This window comes from Nostoc sp. FACHB-888 (assembly GCF_014696655.1).
Classification (GTDB): domain Bacteria; phylum Cyanobacteriota; class Cyanobacteriia; order Cyanobacteriales; family Nostocaceae; genus Nostoc.
This window is the reverse complement of record NZ_JACJQM010000133.1, coordinates 1-12,267: the sequence shown is the minus strand read 5'-3', so window position 1 is coordinate 12,267 and position 12,267 is coordinate 1. Positions and strand designations below refer to the sequence as shown.

The window sequence follows — 12,267 nt, the reverse complement described above, 5'->3', positions numbered from 1 at the left end:
TTGCGGGTCGATTCATGGGTTAAAACTGCTGAAATGCTTGTCATATATACATTTTAGCAGTTTTAAGCTCCGCTTTTTTCTGAGTTTGTGAGAAATCCGGGTTTACCTTGTTTTATATCACTAGCTATTTGACTCAAGCCATTATTCAACCACCGAGATGTTTCCTGATTACGCTGGCTGACCGTTGCCCTGACCTCACTAATCATGTCATTAATTTTCTGTTGGTTATTTTTCGCCTTATACTCTACAAAAGTAGTAATAGCAGTCCTAATATCATCAATAGATTCGTCCAGAGAATCACCTGAATACTCCACGTTAGAAGCAATATTTTGTATTTCACTCAGATGCAACTCAATGCCCATGCTCTTAGCAGTAGTAGCAACCAATTCAGATTTATCCTCAACGGTTGTTAATTCACTAGCTTGAGCAGTATCTAAAGGCGTATTGTCTACATCTGTAAACGCACTGTTTACTTGGTTTCCGTCTTCCTCTTCTATTTGTTTACATAATTCATTTTCTACAGATTCCAAAGGTGCGATTTCTTGAAAAATCTCATCGTTATAATTAATCTCTTTAGGAGCTTCTGATTCAGTAGTATCTACCAAAATGCTTTCTGTAACTTGAACTGGTGCTATATCACTGCTCTGATTATCATTTATCAGTGCTTTGATTATCTCAGTGCGAATATCAGAACACCAATCATCAGGGAATTTCGGACAAAGCTCTAGTATCTTGCTTTCAACTTCTGCACTGGGTACAACAATGCTTTTAGCCTTTAAAGCACGGCGAATTGAGTCTATCTTATTCTTGAGTTCTTTCATGTGTAACTCCTATTTATTACGAGTGATAGCAGTGAAAAACACAACCTTGCAAGCATCTGAGTAACTGTAATTTGCCTGTTTACTGAACGCTAAATTGGCTTTGTACCAGGAATTAATCAACATCCTGTCACTGACATTTGGCTTGATTGTCCGCAGAACTTCTAATAGTTTTTCTCCAGAAATCTCAGGATAATTAGAATAGTCCTGCTGAAATTTGTTATAGACGTTGAGTGCTTTTTTGGTGATTGCTGTGCGCGGGAACTGGGTTTTGAACCTTGCATACATTTGCAAAGATGAAACAGTAATAATCATTCCCGATCGCTCTAACTCACTCCTTAAACTTTTCCATCTGCGATCGCTGACCTTACCAGCTACAGATTGATAAGTTTGGCGGTAATAATTCTCTGTTGATTGCATCTGCTCTAGAACTTCATCTGCATTTTAGTGTATTCTGTTCCTAGACAGAATACAAGTGATTAGGAACAAAATACAATACAATGAGATTTGCAATTTTTACTAATATGGTCAAAGTGCAAGTAAAAAGAACGGTTGAGGTAGTTCGGGAATTCCCCGGTTTGGGGGAACGGATTAAGAATGCCAGGGAGAGCGACAGACGCTCACTTGTCCAGATTTGTAGAGATTCTGGGGTATCCCGCCCTTATTGGTATCACCTGGAGAATGAAGAAATTTATTCATGCGTCAGCGAAGCTACAATCAGGAAAATTGAGACGACGCTGGGAATCGACTTGGGGGTAACTTTTGATTAATTTGAAATGTTTGAAACATATATGCAATGAAAGGCGAATGTCCGATCGCTGCCGCTAACCACGCAAGGATAAGGCTTTTAGGCTTGCGATCGCGCTTAAATAACCAAAATATTTGTCGCCACCCACCAAAAGCATAAAGTTTTTCTAAATTGCGACACCTGCGACCCTTGCTGTGCCTTTATTCTAGAGTTTAAAATATATCTGCAAGATTATTTTTGGTTAAAAAACCCCGGTATTCTGATAAGTTTAGTTCTGCAAGTCAAGAAACCAAAATTAAACCCGGTCGTGCTGTGTCACCAGCCACCGGGAGTATATCTAAGGAAGAGATACACATTGAATAAATATTCATCTGCTAGTGTAGCACCTCAAAACGTATCATTGTCGAATTCGAGTGATACGTCACAAACAGCCAACCAGCAAGCAAAAAATTGGAAGTTAATTTTTACACCTCCATTAGCACAAGCAATGAGGGAGCTGAAAATTCGTCATCCCGGAGAAGCGACAGTTTTCATAAATCAATTAGCCTTTTGGATGCAGACCAACTGCGGTCAGACCACCAAAGATGGCCGTAAGTGGATTTATAACTCGTATGAAAATTGGACAAAAACACAGTTCACATCGCTTAGTGTGTCGCAGTTTGGGAAAATGATTCGGGATTTGGAGACATTAAAAATAATTGAGAAGGGTAACTACGCCAGTCTAAGAAGCTATCTGATAAACAAACTTCCAGGTGCTTGGCATCCGGATCAAACCCAATCATGGATAACGCTCAACCTAGAACGCCTAATCGAGTTAACGGGATACAATCCATTTGATGAAACCTGGAAACCCTTATCCAGTGCCGAAATTCTAAATGGAACAACGGGAGATTCTAATCAGAACAAGGCGGAGTTCCGATCGCAATTACCTACTACATATATAGAAAACTCTATTTCTACTCAAAAGGAAAAATTTGAGAAAGAGAGGGTTGAGGATACAAATCAGGAAAATATAGAATTTGACCAGTGGCTTGATTTTGACCCGTGGAGTGATGAACCACCCATAGATATGCACTATGTTAAAAATCTTGAAGAAAAGCCACTCATTGACCACACAGGCAGTTTTGAAGGCAAATGTTCCGCCGCACCCCCGGACTTTGAAAATTTAGTTACTGAGCCTAAATGGGACTCCATGCCAGGAGTGGGCTTTAAAAAGAAATCTGATTCACCACCAGAGGTAAAAGACCAAGTGCAGCAAGTTTGGGAAATTGCCCCTAAGCGCCCTTACCCAGTGTTCTTGAATTGGTGGGCAGATAAGAAGTACAAACCCCAAGGTGGTAAATGGGAAGCGGCTGCCCAATCAAATGCTTACTCTGAGTTTTACAAAGATTGCGATCGCACAACTGTCGCAATATTTCCTGAGTTTCTAGAGTATATGCAGCAGGTGGCGCAGAACTGTAATCAGCAGGTGGCTAGCGGGATTAAGGCAATACTGCCCAGCTGCTTTGTAACGATGCCAGAAGCTAATCAAGAAAATGTCCGGCAGGTAATGATTAATATTCAAGAGCTAGTTGATAAAGGAGCGCAGGTTGCATTACCAAGTAATTCCGTAACTCCGGCTTGCACCCAGAGCATGAGTTTTGATGGTGCTGCGAATGCGGGAATTATTCAGCCATTGCAAGAGTTTATTACGATCGCTGCAAGTGTTCCTGAACCGGAAATAAGTGCGGATGAAGAACTGCTGAGAGTATTACAAATTAAACAAACTAGCTGGAGAAATGCCCCGGCACTGCGTGATCGCATTAAGCGCTGGGTCGAGAAAACTGATGGCGTAGTGATGGGTGAAAATGGCCCAGAGTTGCAATTAAAGGAGTGAGTAAACTTTCCCGATATCGTGAATATTGGCGTCACCGTGCCAAAAGAGATAATTTGTACGCTAAGGCTGAAACCAAGATTGGGCAAGCTTTTCAAGACGTGCTTTTTCCCATCATTTTTGTGAAATAACTATGGTTATGCTGCTAATTTTGATCAAGTTTGAACGAAAAATCGTCGTTTCAGACACTTGAAATTTTCTTAGCGTACAAAAAACCTTTTTTGGCACGGTGATGCCTATTTCTGACTGCGTTAGAACCTTGGCGCGTTCGTGCCGATTGATTTTCATTGCCAGACTGTAGACCCTGCGATCCACAGCCTTAGTAGCGGAAAATTTCGTCGTAAAGCCGGAAAATGCAGGATAGAATTTGTAGCAAAAATGTGTTTACGGTCTTCTCCCTTGCCCAGCTATGCCACTAGACTACTCAGGTCAAAATCTTCGTGGGCGCTTCTTCAAAGGTCAAAACCTTGAAGGGGCAAATTTTAGCGGTGCAGATATTAGAGGTGCAGATTTTACCAATGCTAATTTGAGAGGGGCGAATTTTAGCCATGCGAAAGCTGGACTGCAAAAGCGGTGGGCGATTTTTTTAGTCTGTGTTTCGTGGCTATTCGCAGGATTATTAGGATTTTTATCAATAGCAGTAGGTAGTTTGGTAATATACCTTTTAATTGGTCTTCACGGAAAAGATTTCACCCTTGGAATAATCTTCCTAATCGGGTCTGCTGTATTTTTTATCATTATTTTTCGTAAAGGTTTAGTAGCCGTCGCCTTCGCCATCTCCCTCGTCCTCGCCTTCACCGTTACCATCGCCCTCGCCTTCACCGGAACCGCCACTATTGCCCTCGCCTTCGGCTTCGCCTTTGCCTTCGCCTTTGCCTTCGCCTTTGCCTTCGCCTTTGTTGGAGTCATTGCCGTTGCCGGAGCGGGGGGCGGAATCTTCACGGTTGCCGTCGCCGTCGCCGTCACCGTCGCCTTCACCTTCGCAGGAGCCGTCACCGAATCCAAAGAATTGGGAGTCGTCAGAGGCTTCACATTCGCTGGAGCCATCGTTGGAGCCTACATTTTAGCTAGTGCATATATCGGATGGCGCGGTTGGGCTGGAGAGGAAAAATATGCTTTGATTCGCTCTTTTGCAGTTGCCTTTGCTGCCACAGGTGGTACGAGCTTTCGCGGTGCTAACTTAACCGATGCTAATTTCACTCAGGCAAGTTTTAAAAGCACTGACTTCAGAAGAGCTACTTTCACTCGTACTTACTTCCACAAAGCCAAGAAGCTTGACCGTGTTCGCCCTGGTTCAAGCTATCTACAAATTGCAGAGGTGCGTCAAGTACTGGTTACAGGACAGGGACAGGATAAAAATTTTGACAGAATAGACCTGCGAGGGGTTAATTTTAAAAATACTCACCTAGTAGATGCTAGTTTCATCGGTGCAAATTTAAGTGAAGCTAACTTGCAAGATGCTGATTTATCCAGAGCAAAACTAGTACAAACACAATTAGACGGGACTGATTTTACAGGTGCAACTCTCACCGGAGCATATATTGAAGATTGGGGAATCACTAGTGATACTAACTTTAATGGGGTACGGTGTGAATACGTTTATATGCGACTCCCTACAAAAGAGAACCCTGACCCCCTACGCAAACCAGACAATAATAAAGAGGTATTTGCAGATGGGGAATTTGGAGATTTTATCAAACCGATTTTTGATACCCTCGACCTTTATCATAACCAAGGCGTTGACCCCCGTGCTATTGCAGTCGCTTTCAAAGAATTAGCTGAAAACAATCCAAACGCTGAACTTGAAATTGTAGCAATAGAAAGACGGGGAGAGGATAAAATACTGCTCCGTGCTAAAACCGCAGCAACAGCTAACAAATCTGAATTGAGTAAAGAATATTTCATCAATTACAATCAACTTAAAGCATTAGCTGAGAATGATTTCAGAATATTAATAGCCAATCAAAAATCTCAGATTCGTGAATTAACAAATATGATAAAAACGGCTCTAAAGCGTCCTAATTTTTATACTCAAGGAGATATGATAATGTCAGAAGGTTCTAAACAACAATTTAATAACGACTTACGTAATGCTCAAATTGCAGGTGGTTTAGTTAATGCTGGTTCAGTTAATGCTCATCAAATAGGCGGTAACATCAATAACTACACACCACAGCAGAGACAAAATCTTGCGGAAGCCGCAGCAGAAATCCAGCAACTCCTACAGCAGCTAGAGCAAACAAATCCTACTACAACCACCTTTGAAAAAATGACAGTTGTAGCTAAGGCTATTGATGAAATTGAAAAAAACCCAACTTTGAAAGCGCGAGTAATTGGGGCGTTAAAGTCTGGGGGGAAGGAAACATTAAAAGAAGCAATTGACCATCCTTTAGTTAATATCATGATGGCTTCTATAGAAGGTTGGCAGGAAGCAAAATAATTCACTTGTTGGTAGTAGGGGGTAAATGAGCAATCGTACAGAAAGTTACGCTAAGGCTGTAACCATTACTGGATAAGCATTCTGCAATTCGATATTTTTCGCAATTCTTGATGTACCAATTAACCTATAGATTATTGGGTACAGCTTGTTTGTACGGCACAACAAGGATTTGAAACTCCTAAATTTCAAAGGCTTCAACTGGTACAGGTGTCCAGAATGTTAAAAACAGGTCATCAAGTCCTTAGCGTAAGTTTCTGGCATCACCGTGCCAAAAAAGGTTTTTTGTACGCTAAGAAAATTTCAAGTGTCTGAAACGACGATTTTTCGTTCAAACTTGATCAAAATTAGCAGCATAACCATAGTTATTTCACAAAAATGATGGGAAAAAGCACGTCTTGAAAAGCTTGCCCAATCTTGGTTTCAGCCTTAGCGTATAAATTATCTCTTTTGGCACGGTGACGCCAAATACAGCTAATCTTCAGTCATGGATTAGACAATGACCGCGATGGCAGACTAACTATTTGGCATTGAGCCAAGATGGACGTATTTATCAATTGATAATAGTTTGCAATAACTCTTGAGTGGCGCGACTCTCAACGAGAGAATGGGGCTTGTGGCGTAGTAGACTGTCCATAATAGGACGCGTACACCGGACACTACCAGCAACAGGAAATGAGGCCCCCACCCCCAACTCGTCTACCCAACAAGCATTACAGGTCTAGAGAATACCTTACACCAAGTGAAGTGCGATCACTACTCGATGCTGCGCTCGAACGCAAAGCTCGTTATGCTCACCGTGATTATACACTGATGCTGCTCATGTTTCGCCACGGTCTGAGGGTAGGGGAAGCTGTAGGAGCTAAGTGCGGTTTAAGATGGGATGCACTGATGTGGGCCGAACGTCAGATTTTCATCACCAGGGAAAAAGGCAGTGACTCAGGGGTGCATCCCTTGAGAGACGATGAATTAGTTTTGCTCAAAGAACTCAGAGAGATGTTGCCTGATAGCAAATATATTTTCGTTTCCGAACGCGGTGAAGTAATGTCCACTGATGCGGTGCGAAAGTTGATTGGGCGGCTGGCGGCACAGGCCGGGCTTGATATCAAAGTTCACTGTCACATGATGCGCCATGCCTGCGGGTACTATCTGGTGAATCAGGGTTATAACACTAGGGAAATCCAAGACTTTCTGGGACACCGCGATATCAAACACACTGAAAAATATACAAAGTTAAATGCTCGACGCTTCCTGAATTTTGATTGGGGTGATTTGTAAAATTTTGACCGTGGCAGCGAAAGTCCCGAAAGCCTTACCAATGCGGCAGTTAAGAAAACGTTCGATTATTTTACTTTTATGGTTGCAATTAATCCTGGCTCAAACCGATGATTGCAGGTTCAGTTGCATTTAATCCTGGTTTGAAAATACATTGATTGCAGGTTTGAGCGATTAGTATTGCAGGTCGCTACATCTAAATTTCAGAGGCTTCAATTGGTACAGGTTTCTCGCAGGTAGAAAGGATGTTGAAAACAGGTCATTAAGCCCTTAGCGTAAGTTTCGGAATGGATGCTCATTTCACCCCTTAGAGAAAGCTTTACTAATCGTGATGATTGGTTGAGCGATCGCAATACTCGATATTTATTTATACTAAATGGTTTTGATGAGTTGCGTTTTGAAGGAAGAACAGCGAAAGGAATTGAAAATTTTATAGGGCAACTTGGAAATTACCAAGCACCATCTTTAATACCTTAACTTTAGGCCTGAATCCTTACCCACATAGCAGCATCTTTTCTGCTGTATCCCGCTTGATTTCACGCGGTTCTTTACTATTTTTGATAAAATCTTCTAATAATTGCATCCACATGACTACATCCTCATCTTATTTGCAAACGCTACCTTTATTTCTCTCAATATTTTCTCATGAATCATTCCGGATTGCTAGAATTGCCTATACTTTTGTAAAAGTTTTATTGTAGCCAATATTAAATTTGATATAAATATAGAAAAAGTTCAGTTTAAGTTTGACAAGCAAAAAAGCTTGATTGGCTGCATTACTTAAGAAGAAGTTAACCTTTTTTAGCTATTGAGTATCACTTAGTTTACTAAGCTATTGCGAAAAATATCTATTTTCAGAATGCTTATCCAGTAAGGGTTACACCTTTAGCATAAGTTTATGAACGGATGCTCATTTGACCCCAACCTTAGCTATTTGAGAACTAATCAATAATTTTATGTCTGAAAACACAAATTATCAAAAAAATCAACTATTTATAGAAGAAGCTAAAAGGCACGTAAAATCAGCAAAAAAATTAACTTTAGGTCATTATATAACATCGTCTATCTATGGTCAAATTCACTTTTTTTTAGGTACATTCAATGCCGTTATTGCTGCTGTTACTGCTAGTGGTTCAGTATTTCAAAAGTTTACTAATAAAGAAATAATTATAAGCTTACTATCTATTACAGTTGCGATTCTTACAGCATTAATTACTTTTTTAAATCCAGACGAAAGAAAGAGATTTCATTTAGACGCAGCAACAGAATTTGAATCAATTAGTACTAAGTTGGAGAGATTTGTCAACGTTACTTTTGAAATTGAAAAACCTAACGAAGACATAGAAAAACTTTTAGATGAATTGTTAGATAAATATAGAAAAGCTAGAAAAAGTTATCCACTGCCTGGTTGGTCATGGTGGTTTGTAACAGAAGAAAGGATGAAAAAGAATTGGGAAAGCTATTCAGGATAATTATTATAACGAGGTGCAACTGGGCTATAGAGGTGAACAACATAAGGGGATTATCCTATTTATTTTCTAATTATTCTAATCGCTTTTTTTGTCTTTTATCTAAATAATTTTTTTGTTAAGCTCTCTGAAGGACTTTCTTTCTTCTATATCGATCTGATTCAATGTTTAATTTAATTGTATAAACCATGCAGTTTTACAAACAAATTGATGTAGCAGTTTATGAGATATAATCTGCACTTATAAAAGTAATGCTGTATATGGGCTAATAAAGCATAACTTCAAGTAAGGTTAAATTGGAGTTAAGCGACATCGAGCGAGAAGGAGCAGCACTGAATTAGCGATCGCTCAGTTGCATATTTCTCAGACGGAACGTAGTTCAATGCGAGTATTGAGGTAATCTTTGCGATCTTGCCAGTCGGGAATGATGGTTTCTAAGAGTTTGTAAAAGCTTGGGGAATGATTATGAATACGGATATGGCACAGTTCATGTATAATCACATAGTCAATGCAATCTTTTGGAGCGCTGACCAGCATGGGATTAAGCATGATTTTACCTTCTCTGGTACAGCTTCCCCAGCGTTTGTGCATGGTACGTAGCTCAAACCCTCGCTCATGTTGAATTCCATATTGGGCTACTAGCCGGATGCAATGCTGGTAACGTTCCAGATATATCTGTTGTGCGCGTTCTCTGTACCAGCGATTTACTAAATTCTCTACCTGCTTGCTGTTTTCGGGGTTATGAGTGCTAACTTCTAATTTACCGTGCCAAAGTCGCACAGTTTCTTGATTACTTTCAATTACTTTTAAGCGGTATTGTCTGCCCAGATAGCGATACCCCTCTCCAGAAACATATTCCTGGGCGGGTAATGTGGGGGCGTATTGGGCAAATTGCCGTTGCTGCTTGGTTATCCATCTTGCACGGTTGCTAACTCTAGTCTGGATAGCTTCTAGGGGTGAATTATGGGGGGCTTTAACTACAACGCTACTGTCTGGGTGGACTTCAATGCCCAGAGTTTTGCGATCGCTGTATTCAAGCGCAAACAAAATAGTGCTACTGCCGTACTCTACGCTATGGGATTTAGTTGACTTCATAGTGTTTGGCAATGTTAATGATTTTGCCAATGATTTCGTCTAGTTCTCCCCAAGGGATGAATAACTCATATTTGGGCTTGAGTTCATGTACTAGGTCATCGATTTCATTCAGCATCCGGTTTTGGATATCCTGGTTGGTGTGCCAGTCCCGGACTTTATTATTAGTGATAATGTCGTCTATGCCAATAGCTAGGTTAGTGAATAATTCTAAATTATCTACTTTCCCAGTTAGCTTTTCTTTTAACACATTGTAGTACGCACGAGCTTGTTCTCTGTGTCGCAGTGCTGGGGGAACTGAGCTAACACCACGATTCCGGGTGGTTTCTAGATGTTCCTGTATCAGCTTCAGGTATTCCAAGTCACTAAGACGTTTGGCACGGTGGGCATTAATGGCTTCTTGAATTAGTTCACTCAACCGCAGATATAACACTGGGTCTTCTTCCATCTTCTCGGAAATGACTTTTTTTACCCGTGCAGCGATGGCATCAGCTTTGGCTGCTTCTCCTTCAATGCTGTTTATTTCTGCCTCAGAGCGGTCTAATTCAAAAATATCTACTGGTTGAATAATTGTTTTGACTTCTTCCGCCCCAATTTGCTTTAATACCATGTTTCTAATTTGGGCTTCATAAGTGGAATAATCTATAGTTTCGGCATAGCGTTGTTTAACAGCAGCCCGTAGATTCAGGAAGTATTTGAGGTCTTGGGTGTAGCGTTGTTTAGTCTCTTCTGGGGTGGTTTCTTGAAAACGGGGATTACTCAGCGCTAGTTGTAGGGTTCTCGTAAAATCTCTAAGCGCCTCATAGAAAGCATCCCGCCTATCTTGCGGATAAAGCCATTGCTGCATAGCCTCAGTGTCGCGCTGGTTTAGGACTTGTTTGAAGACATCCCAAACAGCCGCGTGATGGGTAGGAAGTTTGTCAATTTCTACCTGCACATTCACTAATGCACCAACAATATCTTCTCTGTCAAACCCTTCCTGTTCTAATTTAGCGTAGAGGTCTAGGGCATCATTCATGTCACCAAAAATCCCCCGGTAGTCAATCACCAGTCCATGATTTTTACCTTCAAAAACGCGATTAACACGGGCAATGGCTTGGAGGATATTATGTTCTTTTAATCGTTTATCTACATAGAGAACAGCATTGCGGGGGGCATCAAAACCAGTTAATAGTTTATCTACAACTATCAAAATTTCGGGGTCATCTTCTCCATCCCCATCTATAAACTTTTTGATTAATGTTTCTTGGTATGTGTCTGGTGTCCCGTACCGCGCCATCATGTCTTTCCAGAAACGTTGGACTTCGGAGATATTGGCTTCGTCTACACTTTCATTGTCTTCACGGGTATCTGGTGGAGAGATAATCACTTCGGCTCTGACTTCACCCAGTCCATCAAGGAGCTTTTTGTATTGAATGGCAGCGCGTTTACTTGATGTAGCAAACTGTCCTTTTAAGCCTGTTCCCTTAAAATGCTCATTGAAATGCTCACTGATATCATAAGCAATTTCCGCCATGCGGGATTCGGCTTCATAGAGGGGTTCAGCACTTTTGAATTTACGTTTTAGGTCAGCTTTTTGCTGCTCGTTGAGTTTTTTAGTAATGCGTTCAAACCATTTATCAACGGCTTGGGTATTTTGAAATTCACTCTCCCGCCCTTCATATAATAGGGGGACTACGGCTTTATCTGCTACCGCTTTGGGCATGGTGTAAGTGTGAATAAACCCGCCGAATTTTTGGGCTGTGTTTTTTTCTTTTTTTAACAGTGGTGTCCCGGTAAAACCAATATAGCAAGCATGAGAAAATACGTTTTTCATCAAGGCATGAGTTTTTCCATACTGTGACCTGTGGGACTCATCAACCAGTACGAAAATGTCGCGGCTTTCGTTTTTGGCTTTTTCCCTGGCGACCGTCTCAAATTTATCTATAACAGTGGTGATGATTTCGGCTTTAGAATCATTGACTAATTCTAGGAGATGTTTACCATTACTTGCCCGGATGACATCGACACCACAATTTTTGAAGGTGTTTTTCAGTTGCTTGTCTAAATCAATGCGGTCGTTGACGAGAATAATTTTTGGGTTGAGGATGGCTTTTTCTAATGCCAAGGCTTTGGCTAACATCACCATTGTTAACGATTTACCGCTTCCAGTGGTGTGCCAAATAACTCCACCTTGGCGAGATAAATCACCCCGGACTTTTTTTACTTGTTCAACGGTGGCTTTGACGGCGAAGTATTGTTGGTAACGGGCAATCTTTTTTGTGCCGTTGTCAAAGATGATGTAACCAAATATCAGTTCTAGTAAGCGTTGGGGAGTTAGAAGACTGTATAGGGTACGGTCTTGAGCAGATACTTGACGCTCTCCGGTATTCCAGATTTCTTGGATTTTTTGTTGTTGCCAAGGTTCTCTCCATGAGAGCAATTTTTGTTGTTGATTTGGGGAGAGGGGAGTATTAGACCTCTTGCAAAATTACTTTTATGTTATAGTCAAGGGTTTGCATTTTGGAATTGCTAAATTTAACTCATAGTTATAAATTGCTGCTAGTAAGTTACAA

10 protein-coding genes are annotated in these 12,267 nt (G+C 40.9%); 6 read left to right on the top strand and 4 right to left on the bottom strand.

Annotated elements, in window-relative coordinates:
- Nucleotides 1-62: 62 nt before the first annotated feature.
- Together H6G26_RS33210 and H6G26_RS33205 are read right to left on the bottom strand one after the other, a co-directional pair.
- On the bottom strand, nucleotides 63-821 hold the full coding sequence (locus H6G26_RS33210) for a hypothetical protein (protein WP_190735184.1): 759 nt from the start codon (nucleotides 819-821) through the stop codon (nucleotides 63-65).
- A 9-nt stretch (nucleotides 822-830) separates the two neighbouring features.
- Complete coding sequence (locus tag H6G26_RS33205; protein ID WP_190735182.1) at nucleotides 831-1,238, bottom strand: hypothetical protein; 408 nt, start codon at nucleotides 1,236-1,238, stop codon at nucleotides 831-833.
- An 80-nt stretch (nucleotides 1,239-1,318) separates the two neighbouring features.
- Between H6G26_RS33205 and H6G26_RS33200 the strand changes: the two genes are divergently transcribed.
- The 6 genes from H6G26_RS33200 to H6G26_RS33175 all read left to right on the top strand — a co-directional run bounded on the left by H6G26_RS33200 (nucleotide 1,319) and on the right by H6G26_RS33175 (nucleotide 8,623).
- A complete protein-coding gene (locus H6G26_RS33200; protein WP_242054043.1) occupies nucleotides 1,319-1,588 on the top strand; it encodes a helix-turn-helix transcriptional regulator in 270 nt (89 codons plus the stop codon).
- Between the two features lie 333 nt (nucleotides 1,589-1,921).
- Nucleotides 1,922-3,442: a hypothetical protein gene (locus H6G26_RS33195; protein WP_190735180.1), complete on the top strand. Its 1,521-nt coding sequence runs from the start codon at nucleotides 1,922-1,924 to the stop codon at nucleotides 3,440-3,442.
- A 406-nt stretch (nucleotides 3,443-3,848) separates the two neighbouring features.
- Entirely contained in the window at nucleotides 3,849-5,879 is a 2,031-nt protein-coding gene (locus H6G26_RS33190) for a pentapeptide repeat-containing protein (protein ID WP_190735178.1), read from the top strand.
- Nucleotides 5,880-6,551: 672 nt separating this feature from the next.
- On the top strand, nucleotides 6,552-7,154 hold the full coding sequence (locus H6G26_RS33185; RefSeq protein WP_190735176.1) for a tyrosine-type recombinase/integrase: 603 nt from the start codon (nucleotides 6,552-6,554) through the stop codon (nucleotides 7,152-7,154).
- Nucleotides 7,155-7,442: 288 nt separating this feature from the next.
- Nucleotides 7,443-7,628 (top strand): hypothetical protein, encoded by a 186-nt coding sequence (locus tag H6G26_RS33180; protein WP_190735188.1) that lies wholly within the window; start codon nucleotides 7,443-7,445, stop codon nucleotides 7,626-7,628.
- Between the two features lie 479 nt (nucleotides 7,629-8,107).
- Nucleotides 8,108-8,623: an SLATT domain-containing protein gene (locus H6G26_RS33175; protein ID WP_190735174.1), complete on the top strand. Its 516-nt coding sequence runs from the start codon at nucleotides 8,108-8,110 to the stop codon at nucleotides 8,621-8,623.
- Between the two features lie 360 nt (nucleotides 8,624-8,983).
- On the opposite strand, the gene H6G26_RS33170 is transcribed toward H6G26_RS33175, so the two are convergent.
- Both H6G26_RS33170 and H6G26_RS33165 read right to left on the bottom strand, forming a co-directional pair.
- Nucleotides 8,984-9,715, bottom strand: a complete 732-nt coding sequence (locus tag H6G26_RS33170) for a SprT family zinc-dependent metalloprotease (RefSeq protein ID WP_190735172.1) — start codon at nucleotides 9,713-9,715, stop codon at nucleotides 8,984-8,986.
- On the bottom strand, nucleotides 9,702-12,134 hold the full coding sequence (locus tag H6G26_RS33165) for an HsdR family type I site-specific deoxyribonuclease (protein WP_199327201.1): 2,433 nt from the start codon (nucleotides 12,132-12,134) through the stop codon (nucleotides 9,702-9,704). Before H6G26_RS33165 ends, H6G26_RS33170 begins: the two co-directional genes overlap by 14 nt.
- Nucleotides 12,135-12,267 lie beyond the last annotated feature (133 nt).

Coding starts and splice junctions, on each gene's coding strand:
- H6G26_RS33170 (WP_190735172.1), bottom strand. CDS start 9,715: ATGAAGTCAACTAAATCCCATAGCGTAGAGTACGGCAGTAGCACTATT.
- H6G26_RS33205 (WP_190735182.1), bottom strand. CDS start 1,238: ATGCAATCAACAGAGAATTATTACCGCCAAACTTATCAATCTGTAGCT.
- H6G26_RS33200 (WP_242054043.1), top strand. CDS start 1,319: ATGAGATTTGCAATTTTTACTAATATGGTCAAAGTGCAAGTAAAAAGA.
- H6G26_RS33175 (WP_190735174.1), top strand. CDS start 8,108: ATGTCTGAAAACACAAATTATCAAAAAAATCAACTATTTATAGAAGAA.
- H6G26_RS33180 (WP_190735188.1), top strand. CDS start 7,443: ATGCTCATTTCACCCCTTAGAGAAAGCTTTACTAATCGTGATGATTGG.
- H6G26_RS33190 (WP_190735178.1), top strand. CDS start 3,849: ATGCCACTAGACTACTCAGGTCAAAATCTTCGTGGGCGCTTCTTCAAA.
- H6G26_RS33185 (WP_190735176.1), top strand. CDS start 6,552: ATGAGGCCCCCACCCCCAACTCGTCTACCCAACAAGCATTACAGGTCT.
- H6G26_RS33210 (WP_190735184.1), bottom strand. CDS start 821: ATGAAAGAACTCAAGAATAAGATAGACTCAATTCGCCGTGCTTTAAAG.